A 15,282-nucleotide genomic window follows, 5' to 3' on the forward strand; every position below is an offset into this window, starting at 1 on the left:
CCCCTCTCGCTTGTCCCTACTTAATGAGCGCATTGCAGTCAATAATGAGCGCCACTTGCCCGTCACCTAAAATGGTCGCTCCAGAAATCGCAAACACGGACGTTAAGTAGTTGCCAAGCGATTTTAACACCACTTCTTGTTGACCAATAAACGCATCGACGACAAGTCCGGCCATTTTTTCACCTTTCCGTACCATGACGACCGATAAGAAATCGTCTTCTTCCTTGACGACAGGCACTTCAAAAATATCTTTTAAGAATAAGAGCGGAACAACTTTTCCACGGAAATCAATGACTTTTTGGTTATGAGCATGCAAAATATGTTCTTTCTTCACAATAGCCGTTTCGATAATAGATGACAACGGAATTGCATATTTTTCCTTTTGAATTTCAACTAACATGACAGAAATAATAGATAGTGTAAGCGGTAGTTGGATCGAAAAGATAGAGCCGACGCCTTCCTCTGAATCAATCGATACCGAACCACCAAGCGATTCAATTGTGTTTTTTACGACATCTAAGCCGACGCCACGTCCAGAAATATCAGATACTTTATCTGCTGTCGAAAAGCCTGAAGCGAAAATCAGCTCATATACTTGCTTATCCGTTAAGTTCGCCGCATTTTGTTCGGAGATAATGCCTTTACTAATCGCCTTTTTCAACACTTTTTCACGGCTAATGCCCGCACCGTCATCTTCAATTTCAATAAATACATGGTTGCCGCTATGATACGCTTTTAACTTGACTGTCCCTTCTTCCGGCTTTCCTTTTGCACGGCGCACATCCGGCGTTTCAATACCGTGGTCGATCGCATTCCGCAATAAGTGAACAAGCGGATCGCCGATCTCATCAATCACCGTACGGTCAAGCTCCGTTTCTGCCCCGATAATTTCAAGGTTAATTTTCTTTCCTAAATCGCGAGCTAATTGGCGAACCATGCGCGGGAAGCGGTTAAATACCGTTTCAACAGGCACCATGCGCATATTTAAAATGATGTTTTGCAAATCACCTGAAATGCGTGACATGCGTTCAACCGTTTCATGTAATTCCGGGTTGTTTAGCTCGCGTGAAATTTGTTCCAACCGCCCGCGATCAATGACAAGCTCTTCGAACAAATTCATTAATATATCGAGCCGCTCAATATTTACGCGAATCGTTTTATTGCTCACTTGCTTTCCTGTTTGCTTTTCTTCTTGTGTTTCTTGTTTTTTATCGACCGTTTGTTCAACCGTTTTTGTTTCTTCTTTCTGTTCCTTTTTCTGCTCTTCTTTTTGTTCGACCGTGTTTTCAGATTTATGTAAATCAACTGGCCGAACATTTACTTCTTCTACTTCTGATACTTTCATAATGCGTTTTTGTAATTCGTCTTGTGATACTTTTGTCACAACTGTCACGACAAATTGATCGTCAAATTGTTCTGCTTCAAGCATTTCTACTGACGGAACAGATTTGATCACTTCACCAATTTGTTCAATGACTTCAAAAATCATAAATACACGAGCTGCCTTTAATAAGCAGTCGGAACGCAATTTCACGCTCACTTCGTAGCTATAAAATCCTTGCTCAGCTGACTGTTTTAAAATAGTGTATTCAAATTCATCGTATGTTTGCTCTTGGATTGCATTGCTTTTTTGTGGAGCGACAACTACTTCTCCTTTTTCGATTTGCTTTAACTGCGCGACAACGGCTGTAACGTCACGCTTTCCATCCCCACCTTCTGCAATGGAAACAACCATCGCTTCTAAATCGTCAACGGCACGGAAAATGACATCAAGCAACTCAGGTGTCACAGCAATTTTCCCATTGCGAATCGCGTCGAGCACATTTTCCATTTGGTGTGTTAAATTAGCTAAGTCCTCAAACCCCATCGTCGCTGACATCCCTTTTAACGTATGGGCAGAACGGAAAATTTCATTGACGATCGACACGTCATCTGGATTTTTTTCAAGCTCTAACAATTGTTCGTTAATCGTTTGTAAATGTTCTTTACTTTCATCAATAAATACTTCGAGGTATTGACTCATGTCCATTGTTCCTATCCCCCTCAAACTTGTACGTGCTTCATTGCCGCTTCAGCAATATCATCAACATGAACAATTTCATCAACGACGTTCGCAGCAATGGCCGATTTTGGCATACCGAATACGACTGAAGATTCAGCAGATTCTGCAATAACAAACGTTTTACCAGACATTTTTAACTGTTTTAATCCTGCTGTGCCGTCTGAACCCATTCCCGTCATAACGACGGCAATTTTTTCGTAATCTGTTAGAGCGCTTAACGACTCAAACATGACGTCAACCGAAGGGCGATGTCCGTTGCGCGGTGCTGCTTCATCAAGATGAATGGCAAGCGATGTACCGACACGTTTGACATATAAATGTTTTCCACCCGGTGCGATATATGCCGTCCCTTTTTGAATAACTTCACCGTCTTCTGCTTCTTTCACGCGAATATCGCATAACGAATCGAGGCGGTTCGCTAACGATTTTGTAAATCCTTTTGGCATATGTTGCACAACTAAAATAGGCGCATCAATCGTCGCTGGAAATTTCGTTAACACGTGCTGAAGCGCACGCGGACCACCCGTCGATGTGCCGATTGCGATGATTTTTTTCTTTCCGCTCACATGTTGTCGTTCGCTTACCTCTATTTTACTATATTGCTTTTGTGGCAACATAGACATTTTTTGCTTTGTCTTTACCGTTCGCAAATTCGCTTCGCTTGCCAAAAGCACCTTTTCGATCATTTTATCTTTAATTTTATATAAATCTAGTGAGATGGCACCTGATGGTTTAGCGATAAAATCAACGGCACCGTATTGCAACGCTAAAATTGTATTTTCCGCTCCTTCTTTCGTCGTGCTTGAAATCATCACGACAGGAAGCGGTCGTTTCTGCATAATATGCTTTAGCGTTTCAAGCCCGTTCATGACAGGCATCTCAACATCTAACGTAACAACATCCGGTTGTAATTGCTCAATTTTTTGTAGCGCTTCTTGTCCGTCACGAGCGGTCCCGACAACGTGCAAGCGCGGATGTTCTGACAAAAAGTCGCTAATTAATTTTCGCATAAAAGCAGAGTCATCAACGACAAGCACTTTTGCTTTATTCACGGCGATGATAACCTACCTTTCTAAAAAGTATTGACGCAGCTTGGCAAAAAAGTGAAACGGACGTTTCTCTTTCTCCTCATGCTCTTCATCTGCTAAATAGCGATCTGTCATTTGTACGAGCGCCTTGCTCGCCTTAGCACTCGGATCAAACAAAAGAAAAGGTGTTTGGCGAATGACAGCTGTGCTTACTGTTCGATCTTCTGGCACATATCCTAAAGCATGTAGCTCTTTTCCTAAAAAACGTTTCGCTACTTGTTTTAAACGTTGTAACGTTTCCATGCCTTCTTTGTCCGAACGAACACGATTCACTAGCACATAAATCGGAAGTTGCGAATCCGCTAAATGAATGTATTTCATCATTGCGTATGCATCAGTTAAAGCTGTCGGTTCAGGCGTTGTCACGATGAAAATATCATCAACCGCCTTTAACAGTTGAAGACGATCTTCGGACATCCCCGCCCCCATATCAAAAATAATGTAATCATATTGCGCAGAAACGTGTTGTAACTGTTCAATAAAATATTCCACTTGTTGTTCGTCCATATGAAAAATTTCGGTAAATCCCGTTCCTCCTGCAATAAACGCCAACTCATTCGGTCCTATCTTTATAATATCATGAATGGTGACATTTGGACGAAAAATATCGATGATCGTATGGGATGACGTTTGTCCAAGTAAAATGTCGATATTTCCCATTCCAATATCCATATCAAACAACAATACATGTTTCCCCCGTTGACGTAGCGCTAATGAAAAATTTAGCGAAACGTTCGACTTTCCAACGCCGCCTTTCCCACTTAACACAGCAATCGCTTTCGTTTCTGAACCGCTTTGCATTTTTTTTACACGTAAACGTAAGCTTTCCGCTTGATCTCTCATCATTGTTGCTCGACCCCGGTAATCATATTTGCCACAAGTTGTGGAGTAGCTTCAACGATATCGTCTGGCACGTTTTGCCCGTGTGTCATATACGCTGTACCGATGCCGCATTGAACCATCATATTTAACATCGCCCCATGTCGACTCGTTTCGTCTATTTTCGTGAAAATAAATTTATGAATCGGAATGAGGGAAAACTGTGTATAAATTTCTTTCATATCTCGCCATTTCGCTGTTAACGATAAGACAAGAAATGTTTCCATTTCTTCGTTAAAATCGATCATTTCTTTTAAATCGTTCACATATTGGACGTTGCGAAAATTTCTTCCGGCCGTATCAATAAAAACAATATCGTACGATGTAAGCTTCTCTTTCGCTTGGCGGAAATCGTCAAGATTGTAACATACTTCAATTGGCACGTTTAAAATTTTTGCATACGTTTTTAGTTGATCAATCGCCGCAATGCGATACGTATCCGTCGTAATAAACGCCACTTTTTTTCCATGTTTAATAACGCAATCAGCTGCCATTTTCGCCAGCGTCGTCGTTTTCCCAACCCCCGTTGGCCCAACAACGTTAACGAATTTTTTTTGAAAAGAAATACCCCCGAACGAAAGAGAAGATAATGTGTTTACAATTTCCTCATAAAGCCATTTCTTTACTTCATCATACGATCCGTTCGCACTCGATGTGTACCATCGTTGCAACAAAGTAGACATGAACATCGCTCGCACATCATCGCTTATTTCTTGATCAATTAAATGGGCATCTATTGCTTTCAACGGAGCGGGATAATGCTCAATCCCCCCTCCTTGTGACAACTGGCGGATCGTCGCTTTTAATTCATGAATTTCTTTTAACAGCTGTTCATCACGCAACGGTTCTGCGCGCTCTTTTCGTTTTTCTTTCATTTTTTGAACAGGCGGAGTGGTTGGCTTTGGTTCAACGGCAGCAATCACTTCAATATTTTTTCGGGAAAACAGGCCAAGAAATCCCTTTTTTTGTACGACTTTCGAATTTAAAATAACGGCATCATTTCCAAGTTCCGCGCGAATCATTTTCATCGCTTCTGGCATAGACGAAGCAACAAACTTTTTTACTTTCATTCCACATTCACCACCCCAACACTTTGAACTTCCACATTTGCTTCAAGTTCATTATACGACAAGACCGGAACGTGACGGAAATATCGTTCGGTTAATTGTCTAACATACATGCGCACAGCTGGAGAGCATAGTAAAATTGGCGATTGATCTTGAAACGGAAATTGTTCAATTTGCATCGCTATTGCTTCAATAATCGCTTGTGAAACAACCGGATCAAGCGCTAAATAATTACCATGTTCCGTTTGTTGCACACCTTCGGCAATCATTTTTTCAACTTTTCCTGATAATGTAATGACACGCAACGGCTGTCCTTCCACAACATACTGGCTCGTAATTTGACGTGCAAGCGCTTGACGAACGTATTCTGTTAAAAGATCTGGATCTGTTGTCATTCTTCCAAAATCAGCAAGCGTTTCAAAAATAACCGGCAAATTGCGGATTGATACTTTTTCACGTAGTAAATTCGCAAGCACTTTTTGAATGTCGCCAACCGATAGTGGATTTGGCGTCACTTCTTCGACTAAAATTGGATACGACTCTTTGACATGATCGATTAACTGCTTCGTTTCTTGACGACCGAGTAACTCATGCGCATGCGCTTTTAACAGTTCGGTGATATGCGTCGATACGACAGATGGCGGATCAACGACTGTATATCCAAACATTTCGGCTCGCTCTTTCATTTCTTCAGAAATCCATTTCGCTGGCAAGCCGAACGCTGGTTCAATCGTATCGATTCCTTCAATGGAATCATCATCAACGCCTGGGCTCATCGCTAAATAATGATCAAGCAACAACTCGCCACGCGCCACTTCATTTCCTTTAATTTTTAGTCGATATTCATTCGGCTGCAGTTGAATGTTATCACGAATGCGAACAACAGGAATGACAATGCCAAGCTCTAAAGCAAGTTGGCGCCGAATCATCACGATACGATCTAATAAATCTCCGCCTTGATTAGCGTCAGCGAGTGGAATGAGTCCGTACCCAAACTCAAATTCAATTGGATCGACACTTAATAAACTCACAACACTTTCTGGACTTTTCATTTGATCCATTTCGATTTCTTCCTCTGTCTCTTCTGTTGTTGTTTCTGCCACACGAGCTTGTTTTGTCAATTGATATGCGCCGAAAGCAAGCAGAGAAGCAATCGGAATCGTTAACAAATCATTAATCGGGGTAAACAACCCGAGTAAAAAAATAGTCCCCGCTGTGACGTATAACATTTTCGGATACGCAAACAGCTGCCGCACAATGTCGGCACCTAAATTATCATCAGAGGCTGCACGGGTGACAACAATCCCTGTGGCCGTTGAAATTAATAACGCCGGAATTTGGCTAACAATTCCGTCCCCAACCGTTAATAGCGTATATCTTCTTGCTGCTTCCCCAATGTCCATCCCTTGTTGCACCATGCCGATGACGATTCCAAATAACATGTTAATTAATACAATAATAATTCCTGCGATCGCGTCGCCTTTTACGAATTTACTTGCTCCGTCCATCGCACCGTAAAAATCCGCTTCTTGCGCAATTTTTTCACGTCGTTCTCTCGCTTGTTGTTCGGAGATAATGCCGGCATTTAAATCGGCGTCAATGCTCATTTGTTTTCCCGGCATCGCATCGAGCGTAAAACGAGCCGCAACTTCTGATACGCGCTCCGCCCCTTTTGTAATGACGACAAATTGAATAATAATTAAAATTAAAAAGACAACAAAACCAACAACAACATTTCCACCGATGACGAACGTTCCAAACGTTTCAACGACTCCCCCTGCTTCTCCTCTGCTCAAAATCGAGCGAGTCGTTGAAACGTTCAAACCGAGGCGAAATAATGTAAGCAAAAGGAGAAGCGAAGGGAAGATCGAAAATTGAAGCGGTTCGCGCATATTCATCGATGTTAAGAGAACGAGCAACGCAAGAGAAATATTCATAATAATGAGGATGCTGAGCAACCATGATGGTAGAGGGATGATGAGCATCGCTACAATTAATACAACCATAAGTAATACAGATAAGTCCCTTGCCGACATAAACGTTCTCTCCTGTTCACATACATAAGAATTAAAGTTTATTTTTCGTTTTATAAACGTACGCTAAAATTTCTGCTACCGCTTTAAAAAAGGCTTCCGGAATAACCATCCCGACATCTGTTTGATCGTATAATGCGCGCGCAAGCGGGCGGTTTTCAACAATGATCACATCATTTTTTTTTGCAATATCTTTTATTTTTTGCGCCATATAGTCCGCCCCTTTGGCGACAACGATCGGGGCATCTGCTTGTTGTTCATCATACTTTAACGCCACAGCAAAATGCGTTGGATTTGTAATGACAACATCCGCTTTCGGCACTTCTTGCATCATGCGGCGCATCGCCATTTCCCGCTGTTTTTGCTTAATGCGCGATTTAATGAGGGGATCCCCTTCCGTCTTTTTATATTCATCTTTGATATCTTGTTTTGACATACGAATATTTTTTTCAAAATCGTACCGTTGATACAAATAATCAAACATCGAAAGAAAAAGTAAGGCGACAGAAGCAACGAGCCCCATTTGAATCGTTAAACGTCCAAGCGTGATCGCGCTAGCACCGATCGATTTATGGGATAGCGATAAAATATCCTCCATGTGCAACCATAAAACTGAAAATGTTACAACGCCAACAAACAGCACTTTTAAAATCGATTTTAACAATTCGACAAGTGCACGGAGCGAAAAAATGCGCTTGAATCCTTGAATCGGATCGAGTTTACTTAGTTTCATTTGCAACGGTTCCGTCGTAAATAAAAAGCCAACTTGCACAAAATTGGCAAATAGCGCTGCGGCAATTGCGGCTAAAAAAATCGGTCCAACGAGCATTGCAAGCTGACGAAGAAGATCAACGAAAATCAGCTGCACAGAATCAACCGTCACATCCATAAAAAAATAATGTTGAAAAGATTGACGAAACAGTCGGACAATTGCATCTCCCCACACGCCCGAGGAAAACGAGAGAGTGAGAAAAACGACGAGCATTAAAAAAGCAGCAGTCGCATCAGCACTCTTCGCTACTTGTCCTTTTTTGCGCACTTCTTGCCGTTTTCTCGGCGTTGCTTTTTCCGTTTTTTCTCCAGCGAAAAACTGTAAATCAACCGACAGCCAGCCCACGTTACGCGCCCCCTAACAGCTTCATCATGCCGCGCATCGACGTAAAAGTGAATTCAAACAGTTGTTTTGTTACGACAAACATGCTTGAAAATACAATGACGAACAAAACAAAACTAACGATAATTTTCACGGGTAATCCAATCACAAAAATGTTCATCTGCGGAACGGTGCGCGCAACAATCCCAAGCGCTACATCCACTAAAAATAAACAGCCGACAATGGGAATGGCCATTTGTAACGCAATGACAAACATCGCTTGAAATAAACGAACCACCTGTTCTGCGATTTGTCCATTTCCAAAAGAAATGAGACGCTCGAGCGGAATAAACTGATAACTATAAAAAATACCGTCTAACAACAAATGATGTCCATTGACGGCAAGTAAAAAAAACAAAGCGATCGTATACAAATATTGTCCCATTAATGGGCTTTGTGCGCCTGTTTGTGGATCGATGACGTTTGCAATGGCAAATCCCATTTGAAAATCAATGAGTCCGCCCGCAATTTGAATCGACGACATGATAATAAACGCAACAAGCCCAATCAACAGCCCGATAAGCACTTCTTTGATTAGCAACATCATATACATTCCGTCAATATCGATCGGTTTCGGATCAAGTGAAAAAAACATGATCCAACTAATGAAAAAGGCAAAACCGATTTTATGAACGTTTGGCACGTTTCGATAAGAGAAAAGCGGCATCGTCGCAAAAAAGGAAGCGACGCGCGCAAAAATAAGCAAAAACGTTGGTACATACGTGTATAACTCCATACGCTTCATCCTACAAATTTACTTAAGTTACTAAAAATATTGTATGCATACGAAATCATGCGCGAAAGCATCCACGGCCCGAAAAAAACGAGACCGATGAGGACAGCGACAATTTTTGGAACAAACGCTAACGTCTGTTCTTGAATTTGCGTCGTTGCTTGCAAAATGCTGACAAACAATCCGACCGCAAGCGCAAGCAACATGAGCGGCCCACATATGACGAGCACCATATACACACCGCGTTCCGCCACTTGAATGACAAAATCGGGACTCATTTTTCCCACCTACTTTAAAAGCTTTCTAATAATGATTTCACAACTAAATACCAACCGTCTACAAGAACAAATAATAAAATTTTAAACGGCAACGAAATCATGACTGGCGGCAACATCATCATCCCCATCGACATTAATACACTGGCAACGATCATATCAATCACTAAAAACGGGATGAATAACATAAAGCCGATTTGAAAAGCCGTTTTCAACTCGCTAATCGCAAAAGCAGGTACAAGAGCGGACATCGGAATCTCTTGCACTGTTTTTGGCTGTTCAGCCCCTGCGTAGCTTAAAAATAAAGCTAAATCTTTTTGCCGCGTATGTTTGCTCATAAAATCTTTTAATGGTGCTTCGGCTCGTTCGTATGCTTGTTCTAAGTTAATTTTTTCATCAAATAACGGCTGTAGAGCATCACGGTTAATTTGTTGAAATGTCGGTGCCATAATAAAAAATGTTAAAAATAGCGATAGCCCGATGATCACTTGGTTTGGCGGCATTTGTTGCGTGCCGAGCGCTGTTCTGACAAACGACAAGACGATGACGATGCGCGTAAACGATGTCACCATAATTAAAATGCCCGGTGCAATCGACAACACGGTTAACAACAATAACAGCTTCACAGATGTCGCTACATTGTCAGGGGCACTATTGTTAAAAAACTGCATCACTTCATTCATGTGGATCCCTTTCTTTTTCTAGCGCTCTCATCGCTTTTTTTCGCTCTTCAGCTAGCCGTTGTAACTCGCGATCAAATAACTGGCGAAAACGAGGTTCGCTCGCTTTTCGCTGCCAAAGCGACTGGAGCAATTTCCATACGCTCGTATCAAGCAATGAATCAAGCCGCGCTTCATGTTGCTTCAGCAACTCCTCGATTTCTTGTTCGTCCGTAATTTCTTTCAATAAATGGATCGATTCCCCTACACCGACGACAAACACACGTCGACCAACTTTCACAATTTGAATCGTTCGATTCGTTCCTAAACTTGTCCCGCCTAAATGTTGAATAAGCCCTTTTCGCTCATAAAATCGGTTTTGTTTATTTAGCCATTTTAAAAGAGCATATAACAAAAACACAACAAAAGCCGTTGCAGCGATTAGTTTGGCAAAATCCGAAAACGTAATCGGATCCGGCTGGACAACTGTTTCCGCTTTCGTTGCCTCGTTCTTCTGTTGTTCTTTACACTTTTCTGGATGCTCTACACATTCTTTAACGCTATTCGTTTGTTCTGCAAAAGCAGGGGAAACTGCTTGCAGAACAACGAACGCGCACAACATCATGATGCGAATATAGCGCAATGAATTCCACCTCTAACCGAGCGTTTTATTAATGGCTTCAATGACGCGATCTGCTTGGAACGGCTTGACGATAAAGTCTTTTGCTCCTGCTTGAATCGCATCAATAACCATCGCTTGTTGCCCCATGGCCGAACACATAATGACTTTTGCGTTGCTATCAATTTTTTTAATTTCTTTCAACGCTGTAATGCCGTCCATTTCTGGCATCGTAATGTCCATTGTGACTAAGTCTGGACGAAACTCTTTATATTTTTCTACCGCTTGCGCTCCATCAGCTGCCTCAGCAACGACTTCATGTCCGTTTTTCGTTAAAATATCTTTAATCATCATTCTCATAAATGCTGCATCATCAACAATTAAAATTCTCGCCATTCTCCAATAACCTCCCAAATTATCGTAATTTGTTTAATCGATCGCTCTGGCTAATAATGCTTGTCACGCGCACGCCAAAATTTTCATCGATGACAACGACTTCGCCTTTGGCGATCAATTTATTGTTTACTAAAATGTCAACCGGTTCACCAGCCAGCTTATCGAGTTCGATAATGGACCCTGACGATAAACTTAAAATATCTTGAACAGAGCGCTTCGTTCGGCCAAGTTCTACCGTTACTTGCAACGGAATGTCAAGCAACATGTCGAGATTGCGCGATTCCGTCTCTGGCAATGGCGCTGGTTCAAAACTTGCAAAAGCAACAGGCTGAACGTTGACAGGCTGCTGCACAGCTCCGGTTCCTACATGTTGAGGAGCTTCTTTTTGCGTTTGTTGAGCCGGTGAAGGCGCTTGTTGTGTTTGTGCGGATGGCGCGGTTTGACGTGGCTCATTCGTATTTATTGTAGCTGATGTTTGTGCGTTTGTACTAGACGGATTTAATAAATTTTCGACTAATTCTTTCGCAAAATGAATCGGAAGCAGCTGCATAATGTTCGAATCAATTAAGTTGCCTACTTTTAAACGAAACGATACTTTTACAAGCACATCATCCGGTGGTAAATATTCAAACCCTTCTCCTTCTGATAAATCAAGCAAATGTAAACTCGGTGGAGAAATATCGACTTTTTTACTAAAAATCGTCGACATCGATGTGGCTGCAGAACCCATCATTTGGTTCATCGCTTCTTGCACGGCACTTAGCTGAATTTCATCCATGAACGCTGGTGGATTTGTTCCGTCTCCGCCCATCATTAAATCAGCAATAATGGCCGCGTCAGACTGCTTAATCACAAGCAAATTCGTTCCTAAAAATCCTTCCGTATAGCTCACTTGAATCGCCACATACGGATGTGGAAACTCTTCTGCCACTCGTGAACGCTCAATGAGTGAAACGCTCGGTGTTGTAATTTCCACTTTTTGATTTAATAACATCGAGAGCGCTGTCGCTGAACTACCAAACGAAATGTTTCCAATTTCACCAAGTGCATCTTGTTCGATCGGTGTTAACACTTCATCAATCGACATTGTGCTAGACGGCATCGGGTCTTCGTCAATTCCTCGCAACAACGCATCAATCTCGTCTTGAGATAACATATCGTCACTCATCATCGCCGTCTTCCCCCTTTATCACATCTAAAATTTGTACGGCTAATCGTTTATTCATTTTTCCGGGCTGTCCAATAAATTTCGGCACATCTCCTACTTTGATCACAAGCGGATCGCGCACGGTTTGATCGAGTTGAATGACATCGCCAACGGAAAGTTGTAAAAATTCTTGGATAGAAATGGTCGATGTGCCAAGCTCTGCGATCATCGGCACTTTTGTTTGTTTTAATCGCTTTTGTAACGTCGCCACTTCCTCTGGTTCGCGCGCTTTTTTTTGCGTTTGCATCCAATAATGAACCGATAATTTCGGAATAATTGGTTCTAACACAACATGCGGAATACAAATATTAATCATGCCGCTCGTATCACCAATTTGTGTATTTAATGAAATAACAACAACCGTCTCATTTGGTGATACCATTTGTAAAAACTGTGGATTTACTTCAAAATCTGTCAACATCGGGTCAATATCCGCCACCGACTCCCACGCTTCACGCAAGTTGCTAAACGCTTTTTCGAACAAATTTGACATAATTTTCGTTTCGATTTCTGTTAAGTTTTCAATTTTGTTCAAACTTACCCCTCTGCCGCCTAATACGCGATCAAGCATCGCATAAGCGATGTTTGGGTTCACTTCTAACAGCACGCGTCCATCAAGTGGAGGGACTTCAAATACTGTTAAAATCGTCATTTTCGGAATGGAACGAATAAATTCCTCATACGGCAGTTGGTCAGCCGATGCGACAGAAATTTGTACATATGTGCGCAACTGCGCTGAAAAAAATGTTGTTAATAATCGGGCGAAGTTTTCGTGTATGCGCGTTAAACTGCGAATTTGATCTTTTGAAAACCGCAATGCCCGTTTAAAGTCATACACTTTTACTTTTTTCTCTGCTTCTTCCTTTTTTAACTCATCAGCGCTCATCTCTCCAGCAGATAGCGCCGCCAGCAACGCATCTATTTCACTTTGCGATAAAACTTCTCCTGACACCGTTCTCACCTCCTACTCCTATTCATTTTATTTACTGGAGAATAAAGGAGGTTATATAAATTTTCTCAACTTTTCCTTCTTGCATCAGTTCATTAATGCGTTCACGCAATTTTTTCTCCAAAAGCAGTTTTCCTTGTTTTCCTTTAAACTGTTCCGCCGTCATTTCTGACAATTCTTCAATAATGATATTTTTAATTTGAAAATCGCGTTTCTCGGCTTCTTCTTTTGCTTTTTCGCTATCTGTTTGAATTTTAAACGCAATTTTAATAAAGCTGCCATCCATTAAATTCGTCATCATTTCCGGTACATCAAATGAGCTTGCAACAATTTCATCGACCGTCGGTTCTTTCGGCTCATCGTTCCCCATAAACTTCATAACTACAACAAGTGCAACGACGCTAACGAGCGTAATAACCCCCATCACAATAAGCATCATTTTTAACATTTTATTGTCTTTCAACGTCGGATCCCTCCGCATCTCTCCTTAATCCGAGAACAGAAATGTTGCGATAAAACGTTTCTACTAATAACATAACATCTTCAACAGACTCCCGCACGACAAACTTTTTGCCATTCGTTAACGTAATCGTCGTATCGGGGAACGCTTCAACTTGCTCTATGTAAATGGCGTTTAACGTAAAAGGTTTGCCGTTTAACCGCGTTAATCGAATCATTATGTATCGGGGGCAAACGCCCCCGTCCCCCCTTTATTTATTATTTCTTCAAGTTAACAAGCTCTTGTAAAATTTCGTCCGACGTTGTAATAATGCGCGTATTTGCTTGGAAGCCGCGCTGGGCAACGATCATTTCTGTAAATTCTTCAGATAAGTCCACGTTCGACATTTCAAGCGCTCCTGAAATAATTTCGCCCGCACCGTTTAAACCAGGACGCGACAATTCATTAATCATTAGACCATCCGCATTTCGATCGAGCTTACCGGAGTTGTTCGTTTCTTTAAACGTATTGCCGCCCATTTTTTCTAAACCAGTCGGGTTTGGAAATTGTGCCAACAAAATTTGACCTGCAATTTTTAACTGTCCGTTGCTATCAATGAACGTCACTTTTCCGTCCGCTGTAATTCCAAAGCTTTTCGCTGTTTTCGGAATTTGAATTAACCCCGGTTCAAAGCTTGTCACGTTGCCGTATTTTGGCTCACTATAATCTTGCAACACTTGCTGGACGCTTTCGACAAAGCCACTAATTCCTTCTAAGTATGGACCCATCATTTTTTCTGCTTCCGCCAGCGTATCCGGCCAATCTGCTTCGTTTTCAGGAAGAAGCGGAACCGGGTTAATGCTTGCTTTCGGAGATACACGATCATTAAAGTATGTTCCAGCTGACGCAGGCGTTGTATCATTTGGATCCTCTTTTCCTGTAATTTTCTCATTTAAGCTTTTTAGCTCACTGTTAAAGTTTTGAATAAAATTAATAAAATCAGTTTGTGTAGCCGGATTGTTATCAGAGTCTTTCGTAAACTCTTCTTTCCATTTTTTTATAAAGTTTACGAGGCCATTTGCACTGTTAAGAAATGTTTCTAAGTCACGTCTAGCTTGAGCAACATGTGGAGCGTTTGCAATGACCGTATCTACATCTTTAATCGCTGCTTCGCCAATTAAATATTGTCCGTCCGAGTTGACGATGTAACCGTACTCATCTAAATAAAAGTTTCCGGCACGTGTAAAACTTAAGTTAAATACACGATCAATCGGCACACCTGTATTGACTTTATTTGTTCCTAATTTCCCAGCCGGTCCATCCATACTAATTAACGTCACATCGTTAATCGAACCGACGATGAAAAATCCGTCGCCGCCGAGTGCTAAGTCAAGCGGACGCGATGTCGTTTGCGTCGATCCTTGCGTATGAATCGTTTCGATTGAACCGAGGCCGCTTCCTAGTCCGATTTGTTTCCCGTTAATTCCTCCGCGCGTTCCTGTTGATGATGTCGCCGCGGAAATTTGTTGGGAAACGAGATCTTTAAATGTGACGCGCGCTTTTTTATAGCCATACGTATTGACGTTAGAAATATTGTTACCAATCACGTCTAATTTATATTGAAAGTTGCGAATACCGCCAATGCCAGTGAACATGGAACGTAACATATAATCCTCTCCTTTTCATCGTTTGAGCGGCTTCTGTCATTCCGCACGCTCGAAGG

The 15,282-nt window shown here is 41.7% G+C and carries 16 protein-coding genes; all 16 read right to left on the reverse strand.

From position 1 onward, the window contains the following. Positions 1-16: 16 nt before the first annotated feature. From LH47_RS03255 to LH47_RS03330, 16 genes are read right to left on the reverse strand one after another with little or no spacing between them, the layout of a single operon-like run. Positions 17-2,029, reverse strand: coding sequence for a chemotaxis protein CheA (locus tag LH47_RS03255; RefSeq protein WP_043964751.1), 2,013 nt, complete (start codon positions 2,027-2,029; stop codon positions 17-19). Between the two features lie 14 nt (positions 2,030-2,043). After that, the gene (locus LH47_RS03260; protein ID WP_043964752.1) at positions 2,044-3,114 is read right to left on the reverse strand and encodes a protein-glutamate methylesterase/protein-glutamine glutaminase; all 1,071 of its coding nucleotides are present in this window, start codon (positions 3,112-3,114) and stop codon (positions 2,044-2,046) included. 12 nt (positions 3,115-3,126) lie between these two features. Next, positions 3,127-3,996 carry a MinD/ParA family protein gene (locus LH47_RS03265; protein ID WP_043964753.1) on the reverse strand — a complete coding sequence of 290 codons (870 nt, stop codon included), beginning with the start codon at positions 3,994-3,996 and terminating at the stop codon, positions 3,127-3,129. Next, positions 3,993-5,099, reverse strand: a complete 1,107-nt coding sequence (flhF, locus tag LH47_RS03270; protein ID WP_043964754.1) for a flagellar biosynthesis protein FlhF — start codon at positions 5,097-5,099, stop codon at positions 3,993-3,995. The genes LH47_RS03265 and flhF overlap by 4 nt, the downstream gene beginning before the upstream one ends. After that, complete coding sequence (gene flhA / locus LH47_RS03275) at positions 5,096-7,132, reverse strand: flagellar biosynthesis protein FlhA (protein WP_043964755.1); 2,037 nt, start codon at positions 7,130-7,132, stop codon at positions 5,096-5,098. The genes flhF and flhA overlap by 4 nt, the downstream gene beginning before the upstream one ends. A gap of 31 nt (positions 7,133-7,163) precedes the next feature. Continuing rightward, positions 7,164-8,246, reverse strand: a complete 1,083-nt coding sequence (gene flhB / locus LH47_RS03280; RefSeq protein ID WP_043964756.1) for a flagellar biosynthesis protein FlhB — start codon at positions 8,244-8,246, stop codon at positions 7,164-7,166. Between the two features lies 1 nt (position 8,247). Next, a complete protein-coding gene (gene fliR, locus LH47_RS03285) occupies positions 8,248-9,027 on the reverse strand; it encodes a flagellar biosynthetic protein FliR (protein WP_084221238.1) in 780 nt (259 codons plus the stop codon). After that, positions 9,024-9,293, reverse strand: coding sequence for a flagellar biosynthesis protein FliQ (gene fliQ / locus LH47_RS03290; RefSeq protein ID WP_009732900.1), 270 nt, complete (start codon positions 9,291-9,293; stop codon positions 9,024-9,026). The genes fliR and fliQ overlap by 4 nt, the downstream gene beginning before the upstream one ends. A gap of 14 nt (positions 9,294-9,307) precedes the next feature. Continuing rightward, complete coding sequence (gene fliP, locus LH47_RS03295; RefSeq protein ID WP_043964758.1) at positions 9,308-9,973, reverse strand: flagellar type III secretion system pore protein FliP; 666 nt, start codon at positions 9,971-9,973, stop codon at positions 9,308-9,310. Then, positions 9,966-10,592: a flagella biosynthesis regulatory protein FliZ gene (fliZ, locus tag LH47_RS03300; RefSeq protein WP_052585003.1), complete on the reverse strand. Its 627-nt coding sequence runs from the start codon at positions 10,590-10,592 to the stop codon at positions 9,966-9,968. Before fliZ ends, fliP begins: the two co-directional genes overlap by 8 nt. 12 nt (positions 10,593-10,604) lie before the next feature. Then, a complete protein-coding gene (locus LH47_RS03305) occupies positions 10,605-10,964 on the reverse strand; it encodes a response regulator (RefSeq protein WP_003394872.1) in 360 nt (119 codons plus the stop codon). Positions 10,965-10,983: 19 nt separating this feature from the next. Continuing rightward, positions 10,984-12,135, reverse strand: a complete 1,152-nt coding sequence (gene fliY, locus LH47_RS03310) for a flagellar motor switch phosphatase FliY (protein WP_043964759.1) — start codon at positions 12,133-12,135, stop codon at positions 10,984-10,986. Further along, positions 12,125-13,123: a flagellar motor switch protein FliM gene (gene fliM / locus LH47_RS03315; protein WP_009732896.1), complete on the reverse strand. Its 999-nt coding sequence runs from the start codon at positions 13,121-13,123 to the stop codon at positions 12,125-12,127. The genes fliY and fliM overlap by 11 nt, the downstream gene beginning before the upstream one ends. A gap of 31 nt (positions 13,124-13,154) precedes the next feature. Then, positions 13,155-13,568, reverse strand: coding sequence for a flagellar basal body-associated protein FliL (gene fliL, locus LH47_RS03320; RefSeq protein ID WP_084221240.1), 414 nt, complete (start codon positions 13,566-13,568; stop codon positions 13,155-13,157). A gap of 1 nt (position 13,569) precedes the next feature. Beyond that, complete coding sequence (locus LH47_RS03325) at positions 13,570-13,797, reverse strand: flagellar FlbD family protein (RefSeq protein ID WP_043964761.1); 228 nt, start codon at positions 13,795-13,797, stop codon at positions 13,570-13,572. Positions 13,798-13,837: 40 nt separating this feature from the next. Beyond that, a complete protein-coding gene (locus LH47_RS03330) occupies positions 13,838-15,226 on the reverse strand; it encodes a flagellar hook-basal body complex protein (protein WP_043964762.1) in 1,389 nt (462 codons plus the stop codon). Between the last annotated feature and the right edge of the window lie 56 nt (positions 15,227-15,282).

Origin of the sequence: Anoxybacillus thermarum, assembly GCF_000836725.1 — a bacterium.
Lineage (GTDB): Bacteria > Bacillota > Bacilli > Bacillales > Anoxybacillaceae > Anoxybacillus > Anoxybacillus thermarum.

Coding starts and splice junctions, on each gene's coding strand:
- LH47_RS03255 (WP_043964751.1), bottom strand. CDS start 2,029: ATGGACATGAGTCAATACCTCGAAGTATTTATTGATGAAAGTAAAGAA.
- LH47_RS03265 (WP_043964753.1), bottom strand. CDS start 3,996: ATGATGAGAGATCAAGCGGAAAGCTTACGTTTACGTGTAAAAAAAATG.
- flhF (WP_043964754.1), bottom strand. CDS start 5,099: ATGAAAGTAAAAAAGTTTGTTGCTTCGTCTATGCCAGAAGCGATGAAA.
- flhA (WP_043964755.1), bottom strand. CDS start 7,132: ATGTCGGCAAGGGACTTATCTGTATTACTTATGGTTGTATTAATTGTA.
- fliR (WP_084221238.1), bottom strand. CDS start 9,027: ATGAAGCGTATGGAGTTATACACGTATGTACCAACGTTTTTGCTTATT.
- fliQ (WP_009732900.1), bottom strand. CDS start 9,293: ATGAGTCCCGATTTTGTCATTCAAGTGGCGGAACGCGGTGTGTATATG.
- fliP (WP_043964758.1), bottom strand. CDS start 9,973: ATGAATGAAGTGATGCAGTTTTTTAACAATAGTGCCCCTGACAATGTA.
- LH47_RS03305 (WP_003394872.1), bottom strand. CDS start 10,964: ATGGCGAGAATTTTAATTGTTGATGATGCAGCATTTATGAGAATGATG.
- fliY (WP_043964759.1), bottom strand. CDS start 12,135: ATGATGAGTGACGATATGTTATCTCAAGACGAGATTGATGCGTTGTTG.
- fliL (WP_084221240.1), bottom strand. CDS start 13,568: ATGTTAAAAATGATGCTTATTGTGATGGGGGTTATTACGCTCGTTAGC.
- LH47_RS03325 (WP_043964761.1), bottom strand. CDS start 13,797: ATGATTCGATTAACGCGGTTAAACGGCAAACCTTTTACGTTAAACGCC.
- LH47_RS03330 (WP_043964762.1), bottom strand. CDS start 15,226: ATGTTACGTTCCATGTTCACTGGCATTGGCGGTATTCGCAACTTTCAA.